26 protein-coding genes are annotated in these 26,435 nt (G+C 65.8%); 5 read left to right on the forward strand and 21 right to left on the reverse strand.

Annotated features, from left to right (window positions below; all coding sequences use genetic code 11):
• Window positions 1-142: 142 nt before the first annotated feature.
• A complete protein-coding gene (locus ACFQU1_RS12425) occupies window positions 143-1,213 on the forward strand; it encodes an Ldh family oxidoreductase (RefSeq protein ID WP_378132899.1) in 1,071 nt (356 codons plus the stop codon).
• A 56-nt stretch (window positions 1,214-1,269) separates the two neighbouring features.
• Here the strand turns inward: ACFQU1_RS12425 and ACFQU1_RS12430 are convergent, their stop codons facing one another.
• A complete protein-coding gene (locus ACFQU1_RS12430; protein WP_378132901.1) occupies window positions 1,270-1,503 on the reverse strand; it encodes an alpha/beta hydrolase in 234 nt (77 codons plus the stop codon).
• Window positions 1,504-1,579: 76 nt separating this feature from the next.
• Between ACFQU1_RS12430 and ACFQU1_RS12435 the strand changes: the two genes are divergently transcribed.
• Window positions 1,580-2,044: a DUF1348 family protein gene (locus ACFQU1_RS12435; RefSeq protein ID WP_378132903.1), complete on the forward strand. Its 465-nt coding sequence runs from the start codon at window positions 1,580-1,582 to the stop codon at window positions 2,042-2,044.
• Window positions 2,045-2,235: 191 nt separating this feature from the next.
• Here ACFQU1_RS12435 and ACFQU1_RS12440 read toward each other — a convergent pair whose 3' ends face one another.
• From ACFQU1_RS12440 to ACFQU1_RS12470, 7 genes are read right to left on the reverse strand one after another with little or no spacing between them, the layout of a single operon-like run.
• Window positions 2,236-2,928, reverse strand: coding sequence for a response regulator transcription factor (locus ACFQU1_RS12440; protein WP_378132905.1), 693 nt, complete (start codon window positions 2,926-2,928; stop codon window positions 2,236-2,238).
• On the reverse strand, window positions 2,925-5,627 hold the full coding sequence (locus ACFQU1_RS12445; RefSeq protein ID WP_378132907.1) for a DUF4118 domain-containing protein: 2,703 nt from the start codon (window positions 5,625-5,627) through the stop codon (window positions 2,925-2,927). The genes ACFQU1_RS12440 and ACFQU1_RS12445 overlap by 4 nt, the downstream gene beginning before the upstream one ends.
• A 31-nt stretch (window positions 5,628-5,658) precedes the next feature.
• Window positions 5,659-6,264 carry a K(+)-transporting ATPase subunit C gene (locus tag ACFQU1_RS12450; protein ID WP_378132909.1) on the reverse strand — a complete coding sequence of 202 codons (606 nt, stop codon included), beginning with the start codon at window positions 6,262-6,264 and terminating at the stop codon, window positions 5,659-5,661.
• Window positions 6,265-6,275: 11 nt separating this feature from the next.
• Window positions 6,276-8,372 carry a potassium-transporting ATPase subunit KdpB gene (kdpB, locus tag ACFQU1_RS12455; protein ID WP_378132911.1) on the reverse strand — a complete coding sequence of 699 codons (2,097 nt, stop codon included), beginning with the start codon at window positions 8,370-8,372 and terminating at the stop codon, window positions 6,276-6,278.
• A 29-nt stretch (window positions 8,373-8,401) separates the two neighbouring features.
• Window positions 8,402-8,581 (reverse strand): hypothetical protein, encoded by a 180-nt coding sequence (locus ACFQU1_RS12460; RefSeq protein ID WP_378132913.1) that lies wholly within the window; start codon window positions 8,579-8,581, stop codon window positions 8,402-8,404.
• 2 nt (window positions 8,582-8,583) lie between these two features.
• Entirely contained in the window at window positions 8,584-10,299 is a 1,716-nt protein-coding gene (kdpA, locus tag ACFQU1_RS12465) for a potassium-transporting ATPase subunit KdpA (RefSeq protein WP_378132915.1), read from the reverse strand.
• A gap of 9 nt (window positions 10,300-10,308) precedes the next feature.
• Window positions 10,309-10,398, reverse strand: coding sequence for a K(+)-transporting ATPase subunit F (locus ACFQU1_RS12470; RefSeq protein WP_378132917.1), 90 nt, complete (start codon window positions 10,396-10,398; stop codon window positions 10,309-10,311).
• 460 nt (window positions 10,399-10,858) lie between these two features.
• Here ACFQU1_RS12470 and ACFQU1_RS12475 point away from each other — a divergent pair, with 460 nt between their 5' ends.
• Complete coding sequence (locus tag ACFQU1_RS12475; RefSeq protein ID WP_378132919.1) at window positions 10,859-12,058, forward strand: cytochrome P450; 1,200 nt, start codon at window positions 10,859-10,861, stop codon at window positions 12,056-12,058.
• A gap of 80 nt (window positions 12,059-12,138) precedes the next feature.
• Here the strand turns inward: ACFQU1_RS12475 and ACFQU1_RS12480 are convergent, their stop codons facing one another.
• The 5 genes from ACFQU1_RS12480 to ACFQU1_RS12500 form a co-directional block, all read right to left on the reverse strand.
• Window positions 12,139-13,035, reverse strand: a complete 897-nt coding sequence (locus ACFQU1_RS12480; protein WP_378132921.1) for an NAD(P)-dependent oxidoreductase — start codon at window positions 13,033-13,035, stop codon at window positions 12,139-12,141.
• 105 nt (window positions 13,036-13,140) lie between these two features.
• Entirely contained in the window at window positions 13,141-14,214 is a 1,074-nt protein-coding gene (locus ACFQU1_RS12485; protein ID WP_378132923.1) for an ABC transporter substrate-binding protein, read from the reverse strand.
• Window positions 14,215-14,259: 45 nt separating this feature from the next.
• Window positions 14,260-15,114, reverse strand: a complete 855-nt coding sequence (locus ACFQU1_RS12490; protein ID WP_378132925.1) for an ABC transporter permease — start codon at window positions 15,112-15,114, stop codon at window positions 14,260-14,262.
• Complete coding sequence (locus ACFQU1_RS12495) at window positions 15,111-15,947, reverse strand: ABC transporter ATP-binding protein (protein ID WP_378132927.1); 837 nt, start codon at window positions 15,945-15,947, stop codon at window positions 15,111-15,113. The genes ACFQU1_RS12490 and ACFQU1_RS12495 overlap by 4 nt, the downstream gene beginning before the upstream one ends.
• Window positions 15,948-15,952: 5 nt before the next feature.
• A complete protein-coding gene (locus ACFQU1_RS12500; RefSeq protein WP_378132929.1) occupies window positions 15,953-16,924 on the reverse strand; it encodes an SMP-30/gluconolactonase/LRE family protein in 972 nt (323 codons plus the stop codon).
• Between the two features lie 92 nt (window positions 16,925-17,016).
• On the opposite strand from ACFQU1_RS12500, the gene ACFQU1_RS12505 reads away from it, so the two are divergent.
• Window positions 17,017-17,958 (forward strand): LysR family transcriptional regulator, encoded by a 942-nt coding sequence (locus tag ACFQU1_RS12505; RefSeq protein WP_378132932.1) that lies wholly within the window; start codon window positions 17,017-17,019, stop codon window positions 17,956-17,958.
• Between the two features lie 29 nt (window positions 17,959-17,987).
• On the opposite strand, the gene ACFQU1_RS12510 is transcribed toward ACFQU1_RS12505, so the two are convergent.
• From ACFQU1_RS12510 to ACFQU1_RS12535, 6 genes are all read right to left on the reverse strand, one after another.
• On the reverse strand, window positions 17,988-18,788 hold the full coding sequence (locus tag ACFQU1_RS12510; RefSeq protein ID WP_378132934.1) for an ABC transporter ATP-binding protein: 801 nt from the start codon (window positions 18,786-18,788) through the stop codon (window positions 17,988-17,990).
• On the reverse strand, window positions 18,785-19,840 hold the full coding sequence (locus tag ACFQU1_RS12515; RefSeq protein ID WP_378134038.1) for a dihydrodipicolinate synthase family protein: 1,056 nt from the start codon (window positions 19,838-19,840) through the stop codon (window positions 18,785-18,787). The genes ACFQU1_RS12510 and ACFQU1_RS12515 overlap by 4 nt, the downstream gene beginning before the upstream one ends.
• A 29-nt stretch (window positions 19,841-19,869) precedes the next feature.
• A complete protein-coding gene (locus ACFQU1_RS12520; protein WP_378132936.1) occupies window positions 19,870-20,658 on the reverse strand; it encodes a GNAT family N-acetyltransferase in 789 nt (262 codons plus the stop codon).
• Window positions 20,659-20,701: 43 nt separating this feature from the next.
• Window positions 20,702-21,745 (reverse strand): NAD-dependent epimerase/dehydratase family protein, encoded by a 1,044-nt coding sequence (locus ACFQU1_RS12525; protein ID WP_378132938.1) that lies wholly within the window; start codon window positions 21,743-21,745, stop codon window positions 20,702-20,704.
• Complete coding sequence (locus ACFQU1_RS12530) at window positions 21,742-22,554, reverse strand: ABC transporter permease (protein ID WP_378132941.1); 813 nt, start codon at window positions 22,552-22,554, stop codon at window positions 21,742-21,744. The genes ACFQU1_RS12525 and ACFQU1_RS12530 overlap by 4 nt, the downstream gene beginning before the upstream one ends.
• A gap of 82 nt (window positions 22,555-22,636) precedes the next feature.
• A complete protein-coding gene (locus ACFQU1_RS12535; RefSeq protein ID WP_378132943.1) occupies window positions 22,637-23,314 on the reverse strand; it encodes a TetR/AcrR family transcriptional regulator in 678 nt (225 codons plus the stop codon).
• 122 nt (window positions 23,315-23,436) lie between these two features.
• Here ACFQU1_RS12535 and ACFQU1_RS12540 point away from each other — a divergent pair, with 122 nt between their 5' ends.
• Window positions 23,437-24,441 (forward strand): ABC transporter substrate-binding protein, encoded by a 1,005-nt coding sequence (locus tag ACFQU1_RS12540; protein WP_378132945.1) that lies wholly within the window; start codon window positions 23,437-23,439, stop codon window positions 24,439-24,441.
• Between the two features lie 155 nt (window positions 24,442-24,596).
• On the opposite strand, the gene ACFQU1_RS12545 is transcribed toward ACFQU1_RS12540, so the two are convergent.
• Together ACFQU1_RS12545 and ACFQU1_RS12550 are read right to left on the reverse strand one after the other, a co-directional pair.
• Complete coding sequence (locus ACFQU1_RS12545; RefSeq protein WP_378132947.1) at window positions 24,597-24,815, reverse strand: acetyl-CoA carboxylase biotin carboxyl carrier protein subunit; 219 nt, start codon at window positions 24,813-24,815, stop codon at window positions 24,597-24,599.
• 72 nt (window positions 24,816-24,887) lie between these two features.
• Window positions 24,888-26,255, reverse strand: a complete 1,368-nt coding sequence (locus ACFQU1_RS12550) for an acetyl/propionyl/methylcrotonyl-CoA carboxylase subunit alpha (protein WP_378132949.1) — start codon at window positions 26,253-26,255, stop codon at window positions 24,888-24,890.
• Window positions 26,256-26,435 lie beyond the last annotated feature (180 nt).

The following is a 26,435-nucleotide window of genomic DNA, read 5'->3' on the forward strand; positions in this document are numbered from 1 at the left end:
CCTCCACGTTTGCTCCCGGTTTCTTCGATCCCGGCTCTTGCGTCTCGGGTTCGATGTTGGTCTACCTATAGACCTATCAGACCACGCACGTCAAATGCGCAGGGCCGAACGGCCCCGCAGGAGGAAAGGTCAGGAGGAGACTATGGACAGTAAAGCAAGCGTTCTTGTCGGCGAAACGGCGCTGAAAGCCTATTGTTGCGCCGTGTTGAAGCATGTCGGCGTGCCGCCGGATGAGGCGGCGCTGATCGTCGACAATCTTGTCGCGGCCGACCTGCGCGGCGTCGAATCGCACGGTGTCGTGCGGTTTCCGATTTATGTGCAGCGGATCGAGGATGGCGGCACGAATCCGCGACCCCGTCCGCGCATTGTGCGCGAGACGCGGACAACGGCGGTGCTCGACGGCGACAACGGCATGGGCCAGCTCGTCGGCGCGCGCGCCATGGAGATCGCTATCGACAAGGCGCACGACGGCGACTGCGCCTTCGTCGCCGTGCGCAACAGCAACCATTTCGGCGCGGCTGCCTATTACACAGAGATGGCGACCCGGCACGACATGATCGGGCTAAGCTTCACGATCGGCGGAATCAATCACATGACGCCCTGGGGCGGCGCTGAGGCTATGCTCGGCAACAATCCCTTCGCTGTCGCCTTTCCAACCGCGGAAGATTTCCCCGTCGTGCTCGACATGGCCTGCAGCGTAGCGGCCCGCGGCAAGATCATCGTCGCGGCGAAGGACGGCACGCCCATCCCGTCCGACTGGGCGAGCGGGCCGGACGGGGCGCCGACCACCGATCCGGTCGAGGCTCTCAAGGGCTTCGTCCTGCCTATCGGTGGCCCTAAGGGGTATGCATTGACGCTCACCATCGGGCTCCTCAGCACCATGCTATCGGGCGCCGCCTTTGGCTCAGAAGTCACGCATATGTATGACGAGACCACGACCCCGCAGAATGTCGGCCACCTCTTCGGCGTCCTGCCGATCGGTGCCTTCGAGGACGTCGACCTCTACCGGGCGCGCATGGCCAAGGCGATGGCGGACATCCGCGGCGTGAAGAAGGCCCCCGGCGTTGAACGCATCTATTTGCCCGGCGAACGCGAACACGTGGCGCTCCTCGATCGTCGCCGCGACGGCATTCCGCTCAAGACGGCTGTCTTCGAAGAGCTGGTGGAGCTCGGCCGGAAATACGGCACCATTCTCGAAGCCGATGCGCGCTAGGCGACCAGGACCGACGATCTTGACCGGAATGCCGACCTTCATCCACCTCGTTGCTTTCAGGCGATGCATTTGAGCGCGGCATAGGACTCGTCGAGCTGCGTCGGGAATTTTGCTTGCGGAAGGGGCGTGTATTCGACGAAGAAACCGACCTGTCCCGAGCCCACGACCATGTCGCGCAGGAGGCGCTGGTGGTTGGCGAAGTTGCCGACCATCCAGACGCCGCCATGGATGAAGAACAGCACGCCGGACTCGCCCGAGACCCGCTCCGGCTTCATGATGTAGATCTTCACCGGGACGCCGTCCCGGGTGATCGTGCGCTCGGTCGTGGTGACCCCGATCCCGCGTGATCAACGAAAGGAATATAACATGGCACGACCCCCTTTGCCGCCGTTCGACGAAGCCAGTGCGATAGAAAAGGTGCGGCTGGCCGAAGACGGCTGGAACAGCCGCGACCCGATCAAGGTCGCCCAAGCCTATTCGGTGGACAGCCAGTGGCGGAATCGCGCTGAATTCGTCCAGGGCCGTGAGCAGATCGAAGCCTTCCTCACGCGCAAGTGGAGGCGCGAGCTCGACTACCGCCTCATCAAGGAACTTTGGGCCTTTGGTGGAAATCGCATCGCGGTGCGGTTCGCCTATGAATACCAAGATGACAGCGGCAACTGGTACAGGGCCTACGGCAACGAGAACTGGGAGTTCAACGAGAACGGCCTGATGCGGCGACGCCTGGCCAGTATCAACGAGCATCCTATCGCCGAGGCCGAACGCAAGTTCCACTGGCCCCTCGGCCGTCGTCCCGACGATCATCCGGGTCTCAGCCATTTCGGCTTCTGAGGGGGCGTTCTTCGAAGATGGTGGCTAGAGGTACGAACTCACCCTATTGTCCGGCCGGTTTTATCAGTGATCGCGCCGGACGATAGGGGATCACATGTTCAACGCTGGGCATGTCAGGCGCCGCGGTCGGCATGATTGTCGGGCGACCTATACAAAGCATTGCATTCGGCGCGATCCGGCCAAAGCACGCGTCAATCCCCCTCGCGGAAGCGGTAGCCGACGCCGGTTTCCGTGCGGATGTAGTCGGGCTGTTCGGGATTGGTCTCGATCTTCTGCCGGAGCTGGCGGACATAGACGCGCAGATATTGCGGGTCCTGGGCCGCGCCCCACACCCGTTCCAGGAGAAAACGGTGGGTCAGCACCTTGCCCGCGTGCTGCACGAGAACGCGCAACAGCTCGTATTCCTTCGGCGACAGCTTCACCTCCTCGTCGCGCAGCTTGATGATGCGGCGCACCAGATCGATCGAGAGGTCGCCGGCACGGAAGAGCGGCTTCTCGCCCTGTTGCTGCAAGCGGTGGCGCAGCGCCGCGCGGATCCGCGCGATGAGCTCGTTCATGCCGAAGGGCTTCGTCACATAGTCATCGGCCCCGAGATCGAGCGCCTGCACGATGCCGGCTTCGTCGGTGCGGCTCGACAGGATGACGATGGGCACGACCATGCCACCAGAGCGCCAGCGTCCGAGCAGCTCCAGCCCGGAGATATCGGGCAGTCCCAGGTCGAGGATGACGAGATCCGGACGTAGGGTCTCGATCGCCTGACCTGCCGTCCGCCCGTCTTCGGCCTCATGCATCTCGTAGCCCTGGGTGCCGAGGCCGGCGCGCAGCAGCCTGCGGATGGGCGGCTCGTCGTCGACGACGAGAATGCGCACGGCCGGCGCGCTCATGGGATTGCTCCGGGGCGACCCGGCTGGTCTGGGACCGGCATCCGGATCGTGAAAATGGCTCCGGTCCCGTCGGTGCGGTTAGCCGCTTCGATGGTGCCGCCCATCGCCTCGATGAAGCCGCGACAGATGGCGAGCCCGAGGCCGGTGCCGGCCCGCACCTGGTCGCCCTTCTGCACGCGATAGAATTTATCGAAGATCTGGTCGACTTCGCCGGGCGGAATGCCCGGACCTTCATCGAGCACCTGCAGCAACACGTGGTTGAATGCGGCCCAGCTGCGCAGGCGGATGGTCGAACCCGCCGGCGCATATTTCGCGGCATTGTCGAGCAGATTGAAAAGCACCTGTTCGAAGAGCACGGGATCGAGCTTCAGCATCGGTAGCTCCGCCGCAAGGTCGAGCTCGACGCGATGCTGCTTCAGGATGCCGTCGGCGCGCCTGAGAGCGCTGCCCACGAGCTCTGAGAGGTCGTGCAGGCCGGCGTTGGGTGCAATGGCCCCGGACTCCAGCCTCGTCATGTCGAGAAGATTGGCGATGAAGCGGTTGAGGCGGCCGGCCTCCTCCTCGATGGTCGTGAGCAATTCCGTCTTGGTGTCATCGGCCAGTACTTGGGGAAAGTCGCGCAGGGTGCCGGCCGCCCCCATGATGGAGGAAAGCGGTGTCTTGAGATCATGCGAGATGGAGGTCAAGAGCGCCGAGCGCAACCGGTCGGTCTCGGCCGCGAGCTTCGCCCGTTCGAGATCCTCGACGAGATGCACGCGCTCGATGGCGAGCGCCGCCTGGTCGGCAAGCGCATCGAGCAGGCGTTTTTGTTCGGGCGTGAGCAGGGCGCCCTCCTTGTCGCGGTCGATGCCGATGACGCCGACGGCGCCGCGGCCCGTACGCATGGGCAGGAACAGGCGCTTGGCGCCGGGTAAGGTATCCGCGCCGCGCCCGGCGGGGCGATCGTTCTCGAAGGCCCATTTAGCGGCTGCGACATCGGCGGGCTCCAGCCTGTCCTCGGGCGGATAGCCCGCCTTGACCGTCACCGTGCCGTTCTCCGGCAGGAGCAGCACGACCCGCACGCGCAGCATGGAGGCGATCTGGAAGGCGGTCGCCCAGAGGAGATCGTCGAGCGTGCCGACGCCGGCGAGCTTCTTCGAGAAGAGATAGAGGTCTTCGGTCGTCTTGACACGCTGACGCGCGGCGAGCGCCTGGGCGCGGATGCGCGCCGTGAGATTGCTCGCAATCGCCGCGACGACCAGAAAGAAGAACAGCGCGACGACGTTCTCCGCGTCGGAGATGGTGAAGGTGTAGAGCGGCGGGATGAAGAAGAAATTGAAGGCCAGCATGCCTGCAACCGACGCATAGAGCGCCGGCCACAGGCCGAAGCGCACCGCCGCGACGAGCACGGCCGTGAGAAAGACGAGCGCGATATTCTGGAAGGCGAGGACGAGATGGAGCGCGAGCCCGACGGCCGTCGCGAGCGCAACCAGGACCGTGCTGCCGAGATAGGGCAGGAGGTCGATTCGCTCGGCGCTCGCCGGCGCCGTGCTGCGCGCCGCGGGGGCAGGCTGCTCCTCGCCGGCGATGACATGCACGCTGATCGAGCCGGAGCTGCGCACGAGGTCGTGCACGACCGAGCCGTGCAGCATCTCGAACCAGCGCGAGCGCGTGGACTTGCCGATGACGACATGGCTCACGTTGTTGCTGCGCGCGAAGGTGAGGACGTCCTCGGCGATTCGCGTGCCGCCGGGCACCGTCACGGCCTCGCCGCCCATGTGCTCGGCCAGGCGCAGCACGTCGGCGATGCGGTCGCGCTCGTCCTCACTGAGCTGATGGCTGCGCTGGCTCTCCACATAGAGCGCGGTCCAGGGCGCGCGCAGCCGGTCGGCAAGGCGCTTGGCATAGCGCACCAAGCCGTCGCAGCGCGGATCCTCGCTGATGCAGACGAGGACGCGCTCGCCCGCGGCCCAAGGCCCCTCGATGGCATGGGCCTGCATGTGGCTGAGGAGCTGCTCGTCGACGCGCTGGGCGGTGCGGCGCAACGCAAGTTCCCTGAGCGCCGTCAGATTGCCGGGCGAGAAATAATTTTCGACCGCCCGCCGCGCCGTCTCCGGCACATAGACCTTGCCCTCCTTCAGCCGCTGGATCAGGTCGCCGGGCGTGAGGTCGATGATCTCGATGTCGTCGGCGCGATCGATGATGGCGTCGGGCACCGTCTCGCGCACGCGCACGCGTGTAATCTGCGCGACGATGTCGGTGAGGCTCTCCACATGCTGGATATTGACCGTCGTATAGACGTCGATGCCCGCCGCGAGCAGCTCCTCGACGTCCATGTAACGCTTGGGATGTTGGCTTTCGGGTGCGTTGGTATGGGCGAGTTCGTCGACGAGCACGAGCTGCGGGCGGCGCGCCAGGATAGCGTCCAGATCCATTTCCTCGAGCCGGCGGCCCTTATAGGTGATCCGCCGGCGTGGGATGATCTCGAAGCCCTCGGTCAGGGCCTCCGTTTCCCTGCGGCCGTGCGTCTCGACGACACCGATGACGACGTCGATGCCCTCGTGCTTCCTGGCGCGGCCGGACGTGAGCATTTCGTAGGTCTTGCCGACGCCGGGGGCCGCGCCGAGGAAGATCTTGAGGCGCCCGTGCCCTTCCCGCGCCGCTGCCTCAAGCAGGGCCTCGGGTGTTGGTCTCAACTCCTCGCGCAGCTCCTCGGGCATCGCCCCTCTCGATCATCTGACCAAGAGCCCATCAGCGCGCCGCCGTCTGGTCAAGCGCCATGTTCAGCGCCAGCACGTTCACATGCGGCTCGCCAAGAAGACCGAAGCTGCGGTCTTGGACATGATCCTCGACGACGCGGCGGACCTGATCCTCCGGCAGGCCGCGCGCCTTGGCGACGCGCGGCACCTGGAAGAAGGCCGCCTCCGGCGAGATATCCGGGTCGAGGCCGCTGCCGGAGGCCGTCACCAGGTCGACCGGCACGGGCGCGTTCGGATTCTCCGTCTTCAGCGCCGCGACGTCCGCCGCCACGCGGTCGATCAGGGCCTTGTTGCTCGGGCCGAGATTCGAGCCCATGGAATTCGCGGCGTTATACGGCTGCGGTACCGTCTTCGACGGATCGGCCGGGTCGGAGCCCGTCGTCGCCGAGGGCCGGCCATGGAAATAGCGCGGGCTCGTGAAGGTCTGGCCAATGAGCGCCGAGCCGACCACCCTGCCGCCCTCTTCGGTCAGACTGCCATTCGCCTGCCGGGGAAAGAGGGCCTGCGCGAGACCTGTGATGGCGAGCGGATAGGCGAGGCCGGTGACGGCCGTCAGCACGACGAGGACGACGACGGCCGGGCGAAGTTCTCTCCACATGGGAGCTCTCCTCAGGCGAGGTGAAGGGCGGTGATCAGAAGGTCGATGGCCTTGATGCCGATGAACGGCACGACGAGGCCACCGAGGCCGTAGATCAGGAGATTGCGCTTGAGCAGCGCGCCGGCCCCGATCGGCCGGAAGCGCACGCCCTTCAGCGCGAGCGGAATGAGCGCCACGATGATCAGGGCATTGAAGATGATCGCCGACAGAATGGCGCTCTGGGGCGTTGCGAGAGCCATGACGTTGAGCACGCCGAGCTGCGGATAGAAGGCGACGAACATCGCCGGAATGATCGCGAAATATTTCGCCACGTCATTGGCGATGGAGAAGGTGGTGAGCGACCCGCGCGTCATCAGCAGCGCCTTGCCGATCTCGACGATCTCGATGAGCTTGGTGGGGTCGGAATCGAGGTCGACCATGTTGCCGGCCTCGCGCGCCGCGACGGTGCCGCTGTTCATGGCGACGCCCACATCGGCTTGAGCGAGCGCCGGGGCATCGTTGGTGCCGTCGCCGCACATGGCGACGAGCTTGCCCTTTGCCTGCTCGTCGCGGATGAGCTTGAGCTTCAACTCCGGCGTCGCCTGCGCAAGAAAGTCGTCGACGCCCGCTTCCGCAGCGATGGCGGCTGCGGTGAGCGGATTGTCGCCGGTGATCATCACCGTGCGGATGCCCATGCGGCGCAGCTCCGCGAAGCGCTCGCGGATGCCGCCCTTGACGATGTCCTTGAGATAGACGACCCCGAGCAGTCGCGCGTCGCGGGCGACGGCGAGCGGCGTGCCCCCTGCCTTGGCGATCTCCTCGGCGATGACCTGGATCTCACGCACCGTCTCGTTGTCGCGCGCAGGGCGGAGCGCCTGCACGGCGCCGCTCGTCATCATCGCATGTGCGGCGGCATTCACATGGGCGAGCACCGCATCGACCGCGCCCTTGTGGATGCTCGATCCCTCGATATCCACGCCGCTCATGCGGCTCTGGGCGGTGAAGGGAATGAAGGTGGCATTGAGGCTCGCCATGTCCCGCCCGCGGATGCCGTAGGCCTCTTTGGCGAGCACGACGATCGAGCGGCCCTCCGGCGTCTCGTCGGCGAGCGAGGCGAGCTGCGCGGCATCCGCCAGTTCCTCCGCGCTCACGCCCGTGACGGGCCGGAACTCGGCGGCCTGGCGGTTGCCGAGCGTGATGGTGCCGGTCTTGTCGAGGAGGAGGGTGTCGACGTCGCCCGCCGCCTCCACGGCCCTGCCGGACATGGCGAGCACGTTGAAGCGCACGAGCCGGTCCATGCCGGCGATGCCGATGGCCGAGAGCAGCGCGCCGATGGTCGTCGGAATGAGCGTCACGAAAAGCGCGACGAGCACGATGACCGGAATGGAGCCGCCGGCATAGGCCGCGAAGCTCGGGATGGAGGCCGTGGCGAAGACGAAGATGATCGTCATGCCGGCGAGCAGGATGTTGAGCGCGATCTCGTTTGGCGTCTTCTGCCGCTCGGCGCCCTCGACCAGCGAGATCATCTTGTCGAGGAAGGTGGAGCCTGCGGCGGCGGTGATGCGCACCTTAATCCAATCGGACAGGACCTCCGTGCCCCCCGTCACCGCCGAGCGGTCGCCGCCGGACTCGCGGATGACCGGCGCCGACTCGCCGGTGATCGCCGCCTCGTTGACCGAGGCGACGCCCTCGATCACCTCGCCGTCGGAGGGGATGATGTCGCCGGCCTCGACGAGGACGATATCCCCTACCTTGAGGCTCGTGCCGGGCACGAGCGCGAAATCCCGCCCGCCCGCGCCGGTGAGGCGCTTCGCCTGCGTCTCGGTTCGCGTCCGGCGGAGCGAATCCGCCTGCGCCTTGCCGCGCCCCTCGGCCACGGCTTCCGCGAAATTGGCAAAGAGCACGGTGAACCACAGCCAGAGGATGAGCTGGAAGGAAAAGCCGAGGTCTGCTCCACCCCGCGCGAGATCGCGCAGGAAGAGAACGGTGGTCAGCGCCGCGACGACCTCGACCACGAACATGACCGGGTTCTTGACCATGAGCCGGGGATCGAGCTTGCGAAAGGCCCCGGCGACCGCCGGGCCGAGGATCGCGGCGTCGAAGAGGCTCGTTTTATGGGATTTGCCCATGGTGCGTCTCACACGTGGGAAGCAAGGCATCACTGCGCCAGAAAATGCACGAGCGCGGTGATGCCGAAATCGAGGATGAAGGCGACGGCGAGAACCATGCCGGCGATGGCGAAGGGATCCGGCCGGGGCCGCCGCGGCGGACCGAAGAGCGGCCCGCCCGGTGGAAATCGGCCGCCGTCATCGAGCGGCATGCGATGCAGGATCACCATGGTCAGCCTCCCGGAGAAAAGCTCTGGCCGGCGATCATCGCGAGATGCTCGACGATCGGCCCGAGCGAGAGCGCGGGAAAGAATGTGAGGCCGCCGATAATGAGGATGAGGCCGACGAGGAGGCCGACGAACAGGCCGCCCGTCGTCGGGAAGGTGCCCGCCGAGGCAGGCACCGTCTTCTTGGCGGCAAGCGAGCCGGCGATCGCCATGGCCGGCACGATCATCAGGAAGCGGCCGACGAGCATGGAGAGGCCGAGCGTCAGATTGTAGAAGGGTGCGTTGCCGGAGAGACCGGCGAAAGCCGAGCCGTTATTCGCCGTGGCCGAGGTGAAGGCGTAGAGGATCTCCGAGAAGCCGTGCGGGCCGGGATTGGCGGTTGCAGCGACCGTCGAGGACAGCACCGTCGCAACAGCCGACCAGCCGAGAATCATGAGCGGCAGGACGAGGATGGCGAGCATGGCCATCTTCACCTCCTTCGCCTCGATCTTCTTGCCGACATATTCCGGCGTGCGGCCGACCATGAGGCCCGCCACGAACATGGCGATGACGACGAAGATGAGCATGCCGTAGAGGCCGGCGCCCACGCCGCCGACGATGATCTCGCCGAGCTGCATGTTGATGAGCGGGATCATGCCGCCGAACGCGGTGAAGCTGTCGTGCATCGCATTGACGGCGCCGCAGGAGGCAGCCGTCGTGATTACCGCGAAGAGCGCCGAGGCGGCGATGCCGAAGCGCACCTCCTTGCCTTCCATATTGCCGCCGCTCAGCCTGAGCGCCTGCAGGGCTGGCGTGCCGGACGCTTCCGCCCAGTAGCAGGTGATGACACCCGCGACGAACAGGACGCCCATGGCGGCGAGGATCGCCCAGCCCTGGCGCTGGTTGCCGACCATGCGGCCGAAGACATTGGTCAGCGCCGCCCCGATGGCGAAGATCGCGACCATCTGCACGAAATTCGCGAGCGCCGTCGGGTTCTCGAAAGGATGCGCCGCATTGGCGTTGAAGAAGCCGCCGCCGTTGGTGCCGAGCATCTTGATGGCGACCTGCGAAGCGACCGGGCCGACGGCGATCGTCTGCCGGGCCCCTTCGAGCGTAGTGGCTTCGATGGAGGCACTGAGCGTCTGCGGCACGCCCTGCCAAACGAGGAAGAGCGCGAAGACGACGCAGATCGGCAGGAGCAGGTAAAGCGTTGAGCGGGTGATATCGACCCAGAAATTGCCGACCGTTTGTGCGGAGGCACGGGCGAAGCCGCGGATCAAGGCCACGGCCAGCGCAATGCCTGTCGCCGCCGACAGGAAATTCTGAACGGCGAGCCCAGCCATCTGCGAGAGATAGGACATCGTCGTCTCGCCGCCGTAATTCTGCCAGTTGGTATTGGTGAGGAAGCTGACGGCGGTGTTGAAGGCGAGGTCGGGCGCGACTGGGCCCATGCCCTGCGGATTGAGGGGGAAAAGCCCCTGCAGCCTGAGCAGCGCGTAGAGAATGACGAAGCCGCCGACGTGGAAGAGGAGCATGGCGATCGTATAGGTCAGCCAATGCTGCTCGCGCCGTTCGTCGACGCTGGCGAGGCGGTAGATGCCGGTCTCGAGCGGCCCCAGAACGGGCGAAAGCAACGTCCGCTCGCCGTTGAAGACGCGGGTCATATAGCCGCCGAGCGGCTTGACTAGCGCGAGAACGACGAGGCCATAGACGAGGATCTGGAGGGCGCCGTTGAAAGTCATGGCCGCGCCTCAGAACCGTTCCGGCCGCACGAGCGCGACCGTCAGATAGGCGAGAAGCCCGGCTGTCACGAGACCGCCGAGCACATAGTCGAACAGCATGGATTGCTCCTCAGAGCATGATCCCGAAAAGTGGACGCGGTTTCGGAGAAGGTCATGCTCATTAAAAGGGTTGGAACGGGGGATGGCTCGGGAGACATCATCCCGCTCTAGAGCCGCGCGCAGAAAAAGCCGTAGCCGATCGTCAGGGCGAAGAAGCCGAGGCCGATCGCCAGCATCAGAAGGTCGGGCATGGAGAATTGTCCCGTTCCGTGGCGCCCCGCGCTGCACCGCCGGAGGCGTGTGCGGCGCGTCGTTCAACACCGTGAATCTGACGAAACGGGCATAAAGATTCGAGACGGCGGATAACCGGGCGGTATAAAAATCTCATAGTAACGACGGCTTTGCCGCGGTCGTACCCGATCGTCAGCACCCGGCGGATAAGGCGCTACCCAAGCGAACACGCGCCTTGTGTTCTATAATTGTGCGGTTCGGCCGAGCGCCGACGAGAGGAGCGAAGGCGATGCAGCGCGCCGACTTCATGAGCCAGGACTACTTCCGCGACCCTGCCATTGCGGTCGCCAAGCTGCGGGCCGCTGGGCCGGTGGTCCGGACCCGATTCCCGATCATCGGCAAGGTCTGGATGACGACGACGCAGGACCTCGCCGCACATGTCCTGAAGGACAGCGACAGCTTCACCTTGCGCAAGAACGGTGGAGTTGCCGGGCTCAGGTGGTGGATGCCGGGCACGATCCGCGCCATCGCCGACAATATGCTCACCATGGACGAGCCGGATCACACGCGGCTGCGCAGCCTTGTGGACGAGGCCTTCCGGCGCCGGGCGGTTTTAGACATGGAGCCGCGCATCATGGCAATCGCCGGGGAGCTCGCCGATGGGCTTTTCCGTGACGGCAGCCCCGCCGACCTCGTCGACGGCTATGCGCGCCAGCTGCCCTTGTCCGTCATCTGCGAATTGCTCGGGTTGCCCGCAGCCGACCGGCCGCAGTTCATGGCCTGGACCGGGCGCTTCACGCGCCTCACCGGCATGCTTGGGCTTCTGGGCATAGTCCCGGCCATGATGTCCATGCGGCGCTATCTGGAAATGCGCCTCGATATCGCGCGCCGGGATGGCGGCGAAGGGCTGATCGCCGAGCTGGTGCGCGTCGAGAAGGACGGCGCCCGCATCAGCCCGCGTGAGATGGTCTCCATGGTGTTCCTGCTGCTGGGCGCAGGCACCGAGACAACCACCCATCTCATCAGCGGGGCGGCTTACGAGCTGCTGAAGCGGCCGGAGCTGCGCGGCTGGCTCGCGGCGGATTGGAGCCGCGCCAATCTCGCCATCGAGGAGTTCCTGCGCTTCGTCTCGCCCGTGCAGTTCTCGAAGCCGCGCTTCGTGCGGCGGGACATGGAGCTCGGGGGCGTGCGGGTGAAGCGTGGCGACAAGATCATGGCGATGATCGCGGCCGCCAATATGGATCCGGAGGCGAACCCGCATCCCGAACAGCTCGACCTGACGCGGCACCCCAACCGGCACCTCGCTTTCGGCACCGGCATCCACTTCTGCCTCGGCCACCAGCTCGCGCGCATCGAAGGCAAATGCGCCCTGCAAGCCCTGTTCACGCGCTGGCCCGATCTCGCGCTCGCCGTGCCGGCCTCGCAGATCCAATGGAGGGAGAGGCCCGGCATCCGGGCCATCGCCAGCCTGCCGGTCGCCGCCCATTGATCTGGCACGTCACTCCCGGCCGTGGGGCGCTGCGACTTATCCGGTAGACCGGTCTGCGGTTCGGAGTGCGCGAACCGCGATCACGTCAGCTTTGTGCCGTTCCCTGCGGCAACGATGTCTGAGATCATCGGCACATAGGCCTCCGCATGCCCGCTGGCAACGGCAGCGGCAAAGGTGTTCTTGACCGCATTGCCGACCGGATTGGCGATGCCGGCCGCATTGGCCATGGCCTCGAGATAGCGCATGTCTTTAGCGGCATTGGCGAGCGAGAACTTGTGCGCGTTCTCGTCGCGCTCCAGCGCATATCGCATGAAGGTCTGGTAGAAGCCGCAGTCCATTCGGCCGCCGCGAATGACGCTGTCGAAGGTTTGCGGCGAGATGCCGGATTTCTGGCTGAGCGCCAGCGCCTCTGCATAGAGGGCGGCGTAGCCCATGGCGATGAAATTGTTCAAGAGCTTCATCTTATGACCGTCGCCGAGCCCGCCGACGTGAACGATCTTCCCGGCCCAGGTCGAGATGACAGGCCGGACCCGCTCGAAGGTCGCAGTGTCCGCGCCGACCATGCAGTCGAGCGTGCCCTCCCAAGCCTCTTTGGGCGTGCGCGAGAGCGGCGCATCGATGAACGTCACGCCGAGGGGCGCGAGTTCCGCGGCGAGCGCCAGGGTGGAGTTGGGATCGGAGGTGCTGCAGTCGACCACCACCAGGCCTTCGTGAGCGCCTGCTTTGAGGCCGCTCGAACCGCGCACGACCGCCTCCACCTGCGGCGAAGCGCTGACGCATAGGAAGACGATCGTCGCAGCCTGCGCCACCTCGGCCGGCGAGGTCAGTTCGGTCGCGCCACGCCGCACGAGATCCTCGACGGCGGTGCGGCTGCGATGTCCGGCAATGAAGAGCGGATAGCCCTTCTCGACGATGTTCTTGGCCATGCCGTGGCCCATCATGCCGAGCCCGATGAAACCGATCTTCTCGACCGCCATGGCGACCTCTCCGTTGGGTTGCTTCTAGAACAAGGAATGACGCCGCCGCGCTACGGACACGGCGGCGCCGGCGGCGGCCACCGCATCCGATGGTAGCGGGCAGCTTCAGACGGGATAGGCCGCTGCTTGCCGCTTCACCGCCTCGACGTCGAACTTGCTGATATCGCCGATCAGATCCGTGCGCACGATCGATGCGACGGGCGGAATCGTCAGGCCGAGGAAGGCGGCCTCGCGTTCGAGCTCGTCTCCGTGGATGAAGCCCATCGGCGTGTCGGGATAAGGCGCACGGAAATGCTCCATACGGCGCTTGATCGGATAGAGCAGCGTCTGGACGGCATCAGCCTCGCTCACGCCGCGCGGCGCCAGTTCCGGGTACATCTTGAGGAAAACCTTGGCCCCGGCAGTGGGATTGGCGAGAATGAACTCCGAAGCACGGGCGATCGAGCGTCCGAAGCTGACCGCAAGGGCGCGGTTCTTGTCGATGAAGTCGCGGTTGGCCGAAACGTAGAGACCGCCGATCATCGGCGTCTTTTCCGGACGCGGCAGGATACGGATCGGGATGCCGGCGGCCTCCACCTGCCCGAAGCCCGTATCGAAATAGGCGAGCGCGTCGATCGTGCCGCGCTGCAGAGCGACACCCGCCGGCACGCCGGCGCCGGTCGCGATCCAGGAGACATCCTTGTCGGGGTCGACGCCTACATTGGTCAGAGCGGCCCGGGCGATGGGATAATCGGTCGTGCCGAGCGCCGATACACCGATCTTCTTCCCCTTGAGGTCCTGGTAAGTCTTGACCGGCGAGTCCGGCAGCACGGCGATGTCCCAGCGATAGGGATAGCACCACTCGTAGAAATTCGCGATCGGCGGCAATTGATCCTTGGCAAAGAGAGGAAGCTGGAAAGGTCCCGTTCCAACGCCGAAGTCCACGTTGCCCTTGTCGAGGGCGATCTGAACATTGGAATTCGTGCCCAGCATGACCGGCTCGAGCTTGAATCCTTCCTCGGCATTATAGCCGAGGCCTTCGGCAATGATCGAGTTGACCACGGAGACATTCATCGAGGTCACGCTGATGCCCCAGCGGACTGTCCGCAATGCGTCCTTGGCGAGCGAGGGGCGAGCCAGCGCGGCCGAGGCGAGCGCCGCGCCGGACAGCTTGGCGAAAGTACGTCTGTTCATTGTCATTGATTGTCCTCCCGGTTTTATTGAATTTGACCTGTATTCGTCTTGTTACCAGCGAATGACCTTCGCTTTGATCGCGCTGATCGCGAGATGCATGCCGACGCCGACGAAGCCGAGAATGACGAGCACGGCAAAGACGGTCGGCACATCCGTCACCGCCTCGGCTTGCATGATCGTCACGCCGATGCCTTGCTGGGCGCCGAGATATTCGGCGACGATCGTGCCGAGCAGCGCATAGACGATGCCCATCTCGAGGCCGGCGAAGATAAAGGGAGCGGCGGATGGAAGCTTGACGTTCCAATAGGTCTCGAGCCGCGACGCGGAGAGCGAGGCCATCAGGTCGATCTTGCTGGATTCCGTCGACTGGATGCCGGCGAAAGTGTTGACGAGCACCGGAAAGAAGGTCAGCAGGGCGGCCATGGCGATCTTCGAGCTGTCGCCGAAACCGCACCAGATCACGATCAGCGGGGCGATCGCTACCTTCGGCAGCGACTGCAGCGCGAAGGCATAGGGCATCAGCAGCTTTTCGACTGCCCGGAATTCCGCCATCAGCGAGCCGAGGACGATCGCGAGCACGGTGCCGATGACATAGCCGATCGCGGTGTTGGACAGCGTGCTCCACAGCGGCAGGTAAAAGCCGGTGCGATCGGTGGGGCTGACCAACAGGCCCGAGGCCAGAGACCGGACGACGTCTTCGATCGAGGGCAGCACATAGCTCGGCACATCGAGCCAATGCACGGAGAGTTCCCAGGCAAGCAGCACGATCACGAGCCCGGCAATGCTGATGATGCGGCCGCTGCCGGGAACGAGGTGCCGAAACATGCTGCCTGATCTGCTGTTTGGTGCCGGGGCTGCCTCGCGTTCCACCGGCTGGGCAATCGCGCCTTGAACGTTATCGGTCATGCTTCCCCTCCCGTAAGCAGGCCCCGCACCTGGCGCGAAAGCGCGATGAAAGCGGGGTGGCCGAGCGTGTGATCGAAGCTGCGCGGCCGGTCGAGCGGCACCGGCAGGTCGGCGATGACCCGACCGGGGCGCGGCGACATCACGATGACCCGGTCCGCCAGGAACACCGCCTCGGAAATGCTGTGCGTGATCAGCACGACGGTCTTCTTCGTGGCGAGCCAGATGCGCTGGAGCTCGACATTCATGTGCTCGCGGGTCAGCGCGTCGAGCGCGCCGAAGGGTTCGTCCATCAGCAGAACACGGGGCTGCCGGATCAGCGCCCGGCAGATCGCCGCGCGTTGCTGCATGCCGCCGGAGAGCTCGGAGGGATATTTGTCTCCAAAGCCCCTGAGCCCCGCGATTTCGAGGAGGTCGTTCGTGTCGAGGGAGGGCGCCTTCGCCTTGCCGCCGACCCGCAGAGGGAGGCTGACATTGGCGGCGATCGTCAGCCAGGGCAGCAGCGTCGCGCTCTGAAACACGACTCCGACGTCGCGCGATGGGCTCGCGACCGTGTGGCCATTGAGTTGAATATGCCCCTGGTCGGGCCGGTCGAGCCCGGCGAGCAGCCGCAGCAGGGTGCTCTTGCCGCAGCCCGAAGGGCCGACGATGGAGATGAACTCGCCATCCTTCACCGCAAGGCTGGTGTCGGCGAGGGCCGTGACCGAACCGCCGTCCGCGGTGCGGTAGATCCGCTGCAGGCCGCTGATCTCGATCATCGGCCGGTCGGAGGACGGGACGAGCCCGGCGGCAAAGCCGGCCGGCGCGTCCGTTCGGCTCGAAAGCTGGACTGCCATGACGCTTACGCCCTCTGTTCTCTGACGTGGGATTGCATCGTGCCGTTGAAGTTGAGCGGCGCGCCCGGCCGCGGCCAGGGGAGCGCGACGATGGCGCCCACGCCGGACAAGGTGACATAGGCGGTCGTCAGATCCGGGCCGCCGAAGCAGATATTGGTCGTCTGATCGTCCGGCATGGCGACCTGTTCGATCAGCCGGCCTTGCGGCGATATCACGGTGATCACGCCGCTGATCATGGTGGCGACACAGACATTACCCTGCGCGTCCACCGCCATGGAGTCGAAATGCTGGTAGCCCGGCAGGCCGATCAGGAGCTGGCCCGCGTCGCGGCTGTCGAGTTGGCGGGGCTCGATCTCGCCCGGTCCACGGAGGTCGAAGGCCCAGACCCGGGCGGTGCTGGTCTCCGCAACATAGAGCCGGCTTTCGTCCGGCGACAATGCGATGCCGTTCGGCTGAACCATGGGATAGACGACTTCGCGGATCGAGCGTCCATCCGGCGTCGCATAATAGACGCCGCCCCGGTCCATGTCGCGGGCACGCCGTTTGCCCATGTCGGTGAACCAGAAGCCGCCGGAGCGGTCGAACACCAGGTCGTTCGGTCCGCGCAGCGGTCCGCTCGACCCACGGTCGTAGATCACCTCGACGGCGCCGGTCCTGAGATCGATGCGCTCGATGCGCCCGCCGCTGTAGCTGTCGCTCTGGCCGAGGGCGAACAGCCGGCCGTTCTCCCTGCGCCAGTTCTGGCCGCCGTTGTTGCAGACATAGAGCTTGCCGTCCGGGCCGAGCGCGAGGCCGTTCGGACCGCCGCCGGGTTCCGCGACGACCGACTTGCTTCCGTCGCGCTCGATGAGGGTGACCCGGCCGCTCGCCATTTCACCGACGAGAAGGCGGCCGTCGCCCAGCGCGACCGGACCTTCCGGAAATGCGAGATCGGTCGCGACATAGCGCGTGCCGGTGCACGCCAACGGACTCCCCACGGGATCCTCCCTGTTGTTCTTGGTAGGGGAGGTTGCAGGGATCGGGTATAATGATCCAATACAAAATAGCTTGTTAGGTATTACTCGCAGTCATGCTCACATTCCGCCAGATGGCCATTTTCCGCGCGGTGATGGAATCCGCCACGCTGACGGAGGCGGCCGTCGCGATGCAGCTGTCGCAGCCCGGCGTCAGCAAATGCGTCCGCGACATGGAAAACCTGCTCGGCTTTCCGCTGTTCAGGCGCGAGAGCGGCCGGTTGACGCCGACGAAGGAGGCGCGCTCCTTCTATGATGAGGTGCTGGTGGCGCTACGTGCCATGGAATCCGTGGCGCGCGCCGCCGAAAACTACCGTGACGCGCGGTCGGGCTTCGTCCGCATCGCGGCGACCTCGACCCTCGCCCACAGCCTGGTGCCGGCAACGATCGCCCTGTTCCGGCGTCGCCGTCCCGCCGCACAGGTCCTGCTGCATACGGCCTTGAACCACGAGGTCGTGCGCATGGTCTGCGACCTGCAGGCCGATTTCGGCCTCGTGCTGATGCCGACCAACCACTCTGGGACCATCGCCCGCGATCTCTGCGCCACCGAACTCGTCTGCATTCTGCCGGCGGATCATCCGCTCGCGGCTCACGAGTCGCTTTCGCCTGCGGAGATCAGTCGTTATCCGCTCATCAGCTACAACCGGAACCAGCCCATCGGCCTCGTCGTCGACGAGCAGTTCGAGCATGCCGGCGTGCCGCGTGTCGTCGCAACGGAGATCACCCAGTCCGCCGCGGCTTGCAGTCTTGTCATGGCCGGGGCGGGCATCGCTGTGGTCGACGGCTATGCCATGATGAACCGCGCCTACCCCCAGCTCGTGCGGCGGCCCTTCCGACCGGCCGTCGAGATGGTGTCGCGCCTCATCACGGCGCCCGCGCAGGAGCCAACCCGCCTCACCAAGGCGTTCGTGGAGTGCCTGGAGATGGTCATCGTCCAGGCCTGCGAGCGTGGAGAACTGACCGCCACCGTCCCGCAGCATTGCGATCACCGGGGCTAGACACCGGCGGCCCGCCGACCGGGCCGTCCTCACATGCCGAGCAAATCGTAGATGCGCTGTGTATAGCGACCGAAGGCTTCTGTGGTCTTCACGTTCAGATTGCGGGGCAGCGGAAGATCGATATCGAAGCTGTCGGCCATGCGCGCGGGGCCGGCGGTGAGCACCGCGCATCGCGAGCCGAGGAACACGGCTTCCTGAATGGAATGGGTCACGAAGATGATGGTCTTGCGGCTCTCCTGCCAGATCCGCAGCATTTCGAGATTCATCTTCTCGCGGGTCAGCGCGTCGAGCGCCCCGAAGGGCTCGTCCATCAAGATGAGCTTCGGATCGTGGACGAGCGCCCGCGCGATCGCTGCGCGCTGCTGCATGCCGCCGGAGAGCTCGTAAGGATACTTGTCCTCGAAGCCCGCCAGACCGACCATGGCGAGGAGGTTGCGCGCCCTCTCGCGCGCTTGCCCGAGCGGCAGGCGCAGGATTTCCGCGGGCAGCGTGACATTCTCCAGGATGGTGCGCCACTTGAGCAGCAGCGCCTGCTGGAAGACCATGCCGACGTCGCGGCCCGGCACGAAGGCTGAGCGCGCGTTGCCGATGACCACCTCGCCCTCGTCGGCGTCGTGCAGACCGGCGAGGATCTTCAAAAGCGTGCTCTTGCCGCAGCCGCTCGGCCCGACCAGCGAGACCATGTCGCCCTCGGCGATGTCCATGGTGACATCGGAGATCGCCACGAATTCACGCCCGCCGGTGCGATAGACCTTGCGCACGTTGCGCAGGCGGATCATCGGCGCGGTGGTCGCGCTCTCCGGCTTTGCGGCTGCGGATGTCGCGGTCATGAGAGCCAGCGCTCCAGGTTCGCGGCGACGAAGGCGTCGTCGGAAAGATCGGCGTGGTCGCGGAGCACGCGGTCGATCTCTCCGGCCTGGCCGGGGCTCAAGCCCTCCTTCGGGTCGATGCACCAGATGCCTTCGAGCAGCCCCTGGCGACGCAGCACCTCGTGGCAGCCGGCGATGCAGCCGTGGAAATTGTTGGCCACGTCGAAGAAGGCGGCGTTGCAATCGGTGATGCGGGAATCGAGTGCCAGGACCTCGGGCGGGATGGGGCCAGCGGCGACGGCTGCCTGCAGCCGTTCGAGCAGCTCAACCGCTCTGCGGGCCCATACCGACCAATGGCCGAGGAGCCCGCCGCGAAACCGCAGCGTCACCGGCGCGCCGTCGCGCATCACGGTGAAGGGCGTCACGAGGTCGAGCAGGATATGGTCGTCGTTGCCGGTATAGAGCGTCACCCGCTCCTCTGCCCGCGCTGCCGCCACCCCGCGCATGACGTCGAGCGTGCGATAGCGGTTGAAGGGCGCGACCTTGATCGCGACGACATTGTCGATAGCCGCAAAGCGCTCCCAGAAGGCGGCATCGAGCGGCAGGCCGCCGACGGCTGGCTGCAGATAGAAGCCGACAAGCGGGATTTCCTCCGCCACGCGCCGGCAATGGGCGATGACGGTGTCCATATCCTCGCCCTTGAAGGCCGCGAGGCTGAGAAGGCCGGCGTGATAGCCGAGGCGGACGGCGGTGCGCGCCTCCTCGATTGCCTGTTCGGTGCGGCCGCAGACGCCGGCCACCATGACGAGCGGCCGGCCCGTCCAGGCGCGGCTGTCTTCCATCGCGGTAGCGAGCACCGGCTCGTAGAGGCCGATGTCGCGAATGGCGAACTGCGTCGTGTGGACGCCGACGGCAAGTCCCCCGACCCCGGCATCGACATAGTAGCGGGTCAGCGCCCTTTGGCGGCGGCGATCGAAGTTGCGCCCGGCATCGAGGGCGAGCGGATGCGCCGGAATGGCGGCACCGCGCCGCAGGCTCGCGAGCACCTCTTGCGGCAGATCGGAATGATGCAGGGCCATGCGATTGATCCTTTCAGCGCGTGCTAGCCGAACTCGGGTCCGGCGGCCACGAAGAGGTGGTCGGGATCGCCGAACGGGGCGGCGCGGCCGCGGACCATGCGCAGGAACGGCCGCTCGCGGGCAAAGCCCCGCGCCTCCAGCAGTCCCGCGAGCCCCGTCCAGCGGTCGGCGAGATCGACGATGACGGCGCCCGCGACGCGGCCGAGCGCGGTCTCGAGCAGGGCGGCGGCGCTCTCTTCGCTCCCGGCGACGATGGGGCCGATCTGGGTTGCCGTGCGGCCCGACCGCGCAAGGGCGAAGCCCGTCCCGTCGGCGCGCAGGAGCGCCGCGTCGCCGGCGCGCCGAAAGAGGTTGTCCAGCAGGAAGCGCCGCTCAGTGCCGAAGGCGACGGCATCGAGGGCTACGGCGGCGGCGAGGTCGTCCTCGGTCATCGCTCGCATGCCGTTCGGCAGGCCTCCGCCCGTCGCCCCGCCGCTGCCGCGCCAGCGGGTCAGGCCGAGGGTGTCTTCAAAGCCGAGCGGGCGGTAAATCTCCGCACCGGCGGGTGTCGCGTCGAGAAAGGGCACGAGCCCGCGGTCGTCGAGATCGGCGAGGCAGGCCTCGAGAATGCGCGTGCCCAAGCCTTTCCGCCGGCAGGCCACCGTCACGAGCACCATGCCGATCCAGGCGAAGCCGCCCGCATAGGGCAGCACGGCGCCGGTCGCCTGCGGCGCGCCCGCCGCGTCGGTGATGCCATAGACCTTGCCGTGCGCGAAGAAGACCGCCCAATCCTCGTCCGTCTGATTCCAGCCCGCCTCCGCCGACAGCGCCACGCAAGCGCCGATTGGGCGAGACGCGAGAGGCTGCGGCCGAGGCTCAGTAGGCGCCATCGCGCACCTCGAAATGGGTGGGCTTGCCGAGGCTCGGGCGGTTGTCGGCGACCCAATGCGCCACCCAATCCACCATCTGGCCGAGCGTGATGCGTGGATAGCCGAAGAGCTTGGCGGCTTCGCTGGTATTGACGAGCCAGGCCGTCGGCGCCTCCTGGCCGACGATCTCGGGCGTCTTCCCGAGCCGCTCGCCGAAGGCCTTGGCGAGCCAACGGATCGAGACCGTCTCCGGGCCGGAGACATTGAGCGGGCTCGTCGGCGTGGTCGCGGCCTTGAGGCAGCGCAGCGCCTGGGCATTGGCATCGCCCTGCCAGATCACATTGACATGGCCCATGGTGACATCGACCGGCTCGCCGTCGCGCACCTTGGCGGCGACATCGGCGAGAACGCCATAGCGCAGGTCGATGGCATAGCTCAGGCGAAAGAGTCGGCCGGGGGTCTGATGCACGCGCGAGAAATGCTCGAAGATTCGCTCGCGGCCGATGCAGGAGAAGGCGTATTCGCCGGGCGGGTTGAGGACGCTGTCCTCCGTCGCGCCCTGGCTGCCGATGTCGACGAAGGGATAGACGCATGCCGTCGAGAAGGCGACGATGCGCGACGTCGTGAAGGCCTCGGCGACGATGGCGGGCACATGGGTGTTCATGGCCCAGGTCAGCGCCTGGTTGCCCTGGGCGCCGAACTTCCGCCCCGCCATGAAGATGATGTTGCGGGCGCGCGGCAGCGCCTCGACCGCTTTACGGTCGGTGAGATCGCAGGCGATCGTCTCGACGCCGGCCGCTTCGAGCCCCTCGCGCAGCCCGGGTTCGCTGAAGCGGGCGACGCCGATGACGCGCTTCTCGGGCGCGGCGTTGCGGGCAAGGCGCGCCAGCGTCGGGCCCATCTTGCCGCTAACGCCGAGCACCATGATGTCGCCGTCGAGCGCCGCAAGATCATCGCCGAGCGCGCGCGAGGGCGTGGCCATGAAGGCATCGAGCTCCTCCGGCCCATCGAAGCGGGCGGGCAGGAGCATGTCGTCGAGCCAGGCGGTCATTGCATCCTCGCGTCTTTGGGAACCCACAGATGCTCCGCGACAAGGACGGCGCAATAAAGCGCGATGCCGAGGAGCGTGAGCAGAACGACGGCCATGAACATGGCGGGCGTGTCGAGCGAGGCCTGCACTTGGATCATCAGGTAGCCGAGCCCACGTTCGGAGGCGATGAACTCGCCGACGACCGCGCCTGCGACCGCGAGGATCGCCGCCACCTTCATGCCGGAGAAAATGTAAGGCAGGGAGCCCGGCAGCTGAATGTAGCGGAAGGCTTGCCAGCGCGAGCCCTTGAGCGAGCGCACGAGATCGAGGATGTCGGGCTCGACTTCGTTGAGGCCGCGGATGGTCGTGAGAAGAATGGGAAAGAAGCAGAGCGTGAAGGTGATCAGGATATTGGTACCGATGCCGTAGCTGAACCAGACGATCACCAGCGGCCCGAGTGCCACCTTCGGAATCATGTTGAGGGTGACGAGCAGCGGGAAGATGAGGAGCGTCAGCAGCCGCGACCAGGAGAACAGCAGCGCGAGCGCGACCCCGAGCGCCGCGGCCAAAACATAGCCGCCGAAAATCTCCGCTGCGGTCACCAGCGTATTGTCGAGCCAGGCATAGGTCGGCGTGGCGAGCGAGGCGAGGATGGTCGTCGGCGCCGGCAGCACGAAAGCCGGGATGGAAAACACCGTCACCAGCGCCTGCCACAGGAGCACGACCGCGACATGGACCGCGATAATCGCGCCCCAGCGGCGATAGGCGAGGGTGGGCTCGCCCGTGGTGGGCAAGCCCTGACGGCCGGAGGTGTCGGCGCTCACGGTCATGGCGGCTTCTCTGGCGGCTCTCGCGTTCCCGGCGGGAGCTTAGCGCGCTGCAGTTCGCTAATCAACCATCCGGTTGGTTGATTCAATCGACTGGCCGCAGTGCCGCCAGCGCGAAATCGACCACATGGCGTCGGCGCCCCGCCACCGCCTTGGCATGGCCGAGGTCCGTGCCGAAAATCGCCGAGAGCGTGCGGTTGTTGGAGAAGAAGAAATAGGAGAGGCCAGCGATCGAGATATAGAGGTTGAGCGGGTCGAGATCGGCGCGGAACACCCCCTCGCGGATGCCGCGCACCAACGTCTCCTCGATCATGGCGACGAGCGGCGAATGCATGGCGCGGACCGTGCCCGACCCGTCGAGATGGACCGCGCCGTGCCGGTTCTCATCATTGAGCAGCGCGATGAATTCCGGGTGCTCGGCGAGATAGTCGAAGGAGAAGCCGACCAGCACCTCCATGGCGCGGAGCGGCGGCAGGTCGGCGAGATTGAGAGTCTTTTCGCGCGCCCGGATCTGGCCGTAGACCTCCTCCAGCGCCGTGCGGAAGAGGTCATCCTTGTTGCCGAAATAGTGGTAGACGAGCTGCTTGTTGACGCCGGCCCGGCGCGCGATCTCGTCGACGCGTGCCCCCGCCCGGCCCTTGGCGGCGAATTCGGCGATGGCGGCATCGAGCAGCGCCCGCCGGGTGCCCTGCGGGTCGCGCCGGCTGCGCCGATCCAGCGGCATCTCCACCCGTGCCCTCTCCGCCTGTGCCGTGTCGTTCATCCGAAATCCCGTCTGCAGCAATCAACCAACCGGTTAATTGATAGTTGATCTGTCGTACGCGCCAAGGCTAGTCTTTTTTCGCATCTCGCCCAGCAAGGGCGATAGCGGAGGGGATCAGTGCCATGTTGAAACTCGCGTCGGTGGCCGTCTGCGCGGTCGCCCTCATCATTCCGGGTGTCGCCGCGGCCGAGGAGGCGGTCAAGGAGAAGGTCAATCTGGTCTTGAATTGGGTGCCGACCGCCGACCATTCACCCTACTACTATGCCAAGGCGCAGGGTTGGTATGAGGCCGCCGGTATCGACCTCACCATCGAGACGGGCAAGGGCTCCGGCATCTCGGCGCAGCGCGTCGGCGTGGGCACCTCCCAAATCGGCATCGCCGATCTGCCAACAGCCATGTTGGCGCGCGGCAAGGGTGCCAAGCTTACCGCGGTGATGACCGTCTATGCCAATTCCCCGCAGGGCTTCTATTGGCTGAAGAGCAGCGGCATCAACGGCCCGAAGGACTTCCCCGGCAAGAAGATCGGCAACCCCCCAGGCGACGCCTCGCGCGTCATGTGGCCGGCCTTCGCCAAACAGGTGGGGATCGACCCGAATTCCGTAAGCTTCGTCAATGTGAGCCCGCAGGCGAAGGTGCCCTCGCTCAAGAGCCACGCCATCGACATCACGAGCGACTTCTACAACGAGCACGATTTGAAGGTGCGCGAATTCGGCGCCGATCTCGGCTTCCTCGCCTGGCGCGACATCGGCATCAATCCTTATGGCAACTCGATCATCGTCAACAGCGATTATCTCGCCGCGCATCCCGACGTCGTGAAGGCCTTTACGGAAGTCAGCCAGAAAGCCTTCGCCGCCTGCGTGAAGGATGTGTCGCCCTGCCTCAAGGCCCTCATGGCCAGCGTCAGCGGCCTCGACGAGGCCAATCAGCGCGACCAGTGGAACCGCATCAAGGAACTGATGCGCGATCCGACCACGACAAGCGTGGCGCTCGGCGCCTTCAACGCCGACCGGGTGGGAAGCGACATGGAGATGGTGAAGACCTATTTCGGCCTGGAGCACGCCTTCGAGGCGAAAGAGATCTTCACGAACGACTATCTCGATCCCTCGATCAAGATGTCCAAGGAGTAGGCCGGACCGATGGGGCCGCAACGACCGAGGGTAACCGGGCGATTAGCGACGTTCCGCTCAGGGGCAAGTTAGATGGGCACGCCAGATATCGTGCGAATGTCTGGAACGCCACAGCCACGTAGCCGCCCAGCAAAGGCGGGCCTCAGCCCGCTTGGTCAAGCGATCTCCACAACCGGAGCGTCGGCATCGAGCCCTTCCTCGCCCTCGCTCACGTGAACGGCCGTGACGGTGCCGTCGACCGGCGCCTCATGCGGTACTTCCATCTTCATGACTTCGAGGATGAACAGCGTGTCGCCGGCTTTGACCTTGTCGCCCACCTTCACCAGAACCTTCCAGACATTGCCGGGAGTTTGGGTGCGAACCGCTGTAGGCATATGATTGTTTCCTCTTGAGAAGTGCGCGGGGGTGGAGCGGACGACCGGCGGATGTGCGGGTCACCTGATCATTCAGCCTAGAAGCTCGGCCTTGTAAGCATCAACGAAATTGGTGAGGGTACGCCCGGCGGTGAAGGCGGGATGGTCGAGCGTCTTGGCGAGGAAGGACAAATTGCTGACGAAATCGCCCATCTCGAGCGATTTCAACGCCGCCTTGAGACGGGCAATCGCCTCATCGCGGCTGGCCCCGTGGCCGATCACCTTGGCGATCATCGGATCATAGTGGGGGGTGATCACGTCGCCCTCCCGGACGCCCGTGTCGATGCGCAGGCCGTCGGTGCCTTCGGGGAAACGCAGATGGGCGAGGCGGCCCGGTGAGGGCAGGAACATGCGGGCCGGATTTTCCGCATAGATGCGCAATTCGATGGCATGGCCGGCGAGTTTCACCTCATCCTGCGTGAGATCTTCAACACTCGGATCGCCCCCGGCGAGCTTCAGCTGCATGGCGACGAGGTCGAGTCCCGTCACCGCCTCGGTGACGGGATGCTCCACCTGGATGCGCGTATTCATTTCAAGAAAGAAGAACTCCTGCGTGTCGGCGTCGACGACGAATTCGACCGTGCCGGCACTACGGTAGTTCACCGCTTCGGCGAGTGCGACGGCGGCCGCCGTCATGCGCGCGCGCGTGGTGGCCGAAATGCCGGGCGAGGGGCTTTCCTCCAGGATCTTCTGGAAGCGCCGCTGGACCGAGCATTCACGCTCGAAGAGATGCAGCACACGGCCGTCGCCGAAGCCGAAGACCTGCACCTCCACATGCCGGGCATTGCGCACATAGCGTTCCAGAAAAATCGTGCCGTCGCCGAAGGAGCGCGCCGCAAGACCCTGCGTCGCCTCCGCCACCTGGCGCACGGTATCGACGCTCTCGACGAGGCGCATGCCGATGCCGCCGCCGCCGCCGCTCGCCTTGACAAGCAGCGGAAAGCCGACCGCCTCGGCAGCCGCCTCAATGCCGTCGAGCTCCCCTTGCGGAAAGCGCCGGGTGCCCGGCAGCACCGGCACGCCGGCGTGGTCCGCGAGCTCCCGTGCGCGAGCCTTGTCGGCCATGGCCATCATCGAATCCGGACGGGGTCCGACCCAGACCAGCCCCGCCGCCTCCACCGCCGCCGCGAAAGTCTCGTTCTCTGCGAGGAATCCGTAGCCAGAATGAACCGCATCCGCGCCCGTGGCTTTGGCCGCGGCCAGGATGGCGTCGACCGCGAGATAGCTCGCCACCGGCTTCGGTGCTTCGATCAGTACGGCCTCGTCGGCGGAAGCGACATGCAGGGCATTGGCATCGACTGCCGAATGGACGGCTACGGTGGCAAGACCGAGCGATTTGCACGAGCGCATGATGCGGCACGCGATCTCGCCTCGGTTGGCGATGAGGACCTTCCTGATCATGTCACCTTCAGCATTCTGGAGCTCACACGGCCTTGCGATGTCCGGCCAGGCGCGTGGTATATGATGCATGACACATCACGCGCTTGCAACCGGACGCGGCGGCGTGTTTGATGGAAGAATGCCGCATGCAGGCGCCCCGCGGTGCGCTTGGCGGTGCAGTTGCCCGTCGGCGTGGATTGG

This window comes from Chelatococcus sp. GCM10030263, from assembly GCF_042666455.1.
Taxonomy (GTDB): domain Bacteria; phylum Pseudomonadota; class Alphaproteobacteria; order Rhizobiales; family Beijerinckiaceae; genus Chelatococcus.

Bases quoted from the DNA above. Each gene is read 5' to 3' on its own strand.
- ACFQU1_RS12425 (WP_378132899.1), top strand. From the start codon at position 143: ATGGACAGTAAAGCAAGCGTTCTTGTCGGCGAAACGGCGCTGAAAGCC.
- ACFQU1_RS12435 (WP_378132903.1), top strand. From the start codon at position 1,580: ATGGCACGACCCCCTTTGCCGCCGTTCGACGAAGCCAGTGCGATAGAA.
- ACFQU1_RS12440 (WP_378132905.1), bottom strand. From the start codon at position 2,928: ATGAGCGCGCCGGCCGTGCGCATTCTCGTCGTCGACGACGAGCCGCCC.
- ACFQU1_RS12445 (WP_378132907.1), bottom strand. From the start codon at position 5,627: ATGCCCGAGGAGCTGCGCGAGGAGTTGAGACCAACACCCGAGGCCCTG.
- ACFQU1_RS12450 (WP_378132909.1), bottom strand. From the start codon at position 6,264: ATGTGGAGAGAACTTCGCCCGGCCGTCGTCGTCCTCGTCGTGCTGACG.
- kdpB (WP_378132911.1), bottom strand. From the start codon at position 8,372: ATGGGCAAATCCCATAAAACGAGCCTCTTCGACGCCGCGATCCTCGGC.
- ACFQU1_RS12460 (WP_378132913.1), bottom strand. From the start codon at position 8,581: ATGGTGATCCTGCATCGCATGCCGCTCGATGACGGCGGCCGATTTCCA.
- kdpA (WP_378132915.1), bottom strand. From the start codon at position 10,299: ATGACTTTCAACGGCGCCCTCCAGATCCTCGTCTATGGCCTCGTCGTT.
- ACFQU1_RS12470 (WP_378132917.1), bottom strand. From the start codon at position 10,398: ATGCTGTTCGACTATGTGCTCGGCGGTCTCGTGACAGCCGGGCTTCTC.
- ACFQU1_RS12475 (WP_378132919.1), top strand. From the start codon at position 10,859: ATGCAGCGCGCCGACTTCATGAGCCAGGACTACTTCCGCGACCCTGCC.
- ACFQU1_RS12480 (WP_378132921.1), bottom strand. From the start codon at position 13,035: ATGGCGGTCGAGAAGATCGGTTTCATCGGGCTCGGCATGATGGGCCAC.
- ACFQU1_RS12485 (WP_378132923.1), bottom strand. From the start codon at position 14,214: ATGACAATGAACAGACGTACTTTCGCCAAGCTGTCCGGCGCGGCGCTC.
- ACFQU1_RS12490 (WP_378132925.1), bottom strand. From the start codon at position 15,114: ATGACCGATAACGTTCAAGGCGCGATTGCCCAGCCGGTGGAACGCGAG.
- ACFQU1_RS12495 (WP_378132927.1), bottom strand. From the start codon at position 15,947: ATGGCAGTCCAGCTTTCGAGCCGAACGGACGCGCCGGCCGGCTTTGCC.
- ACFQU1_RS12505 (WP_378132932.1), top strand. From the start codon at position 17,017: ATGCTCACATTCCGCCAGATGGCCATTTTCCGCGCGGTGATGGAATCC.
- ACFQU1_RS12510 (WP_378132934.1), bottom strand. From the start codon at position 18,788: ATGACCGCGACATCCGCAGCCGCAAAGCCGGAGAGCGCGACCACCGCG.
- ACFQU1_RS12525 (WP_378132938.1), bottom strand. From the start codon at position 21,745: ATGACCGCCTGGCTCGACGACATGCTCCTGCCCGCCCGCTTCGATGGG.
- ACFQU1_RS12530 (WP_378132941.1), bottom strand. From the start codon at position 22,554: ATGACCGTGAGCGCCGACACCTCCGGCCGTCAGGGCTTGCCCACCACG.
- ACFQU1_RS12535 (WP_378132943.1), bottom strand. From the start codon at position 23,314: ATGAACGACACGGCACAGGCGGAGAGGGCACGGGTGGAGATGCCGCTG.
- ACFQU1_RS12540 (WP_378132945.1), top strand. From the start codon at position 23,437: ATGTTGAAACTCGCGTCGGTGGCCGTCTGCGCGGTCGCCCTCATCATT.
- ACFQU1_RS12545 (WP_378132947.1), bottom strand. From the start codon at position 24,815: ATGCCTACAGCGGTTCGCACCCAAACTCCCGGCAATGTCTGGAAGGTT.
- ACFQU1_RS12550 (WP_378132949.1), bottom strand. From the start codon at position 26,255: ATGATCAGGAAGGTCCTCATCGCCAACCGAGGCGAGATCGCGTGCCGC.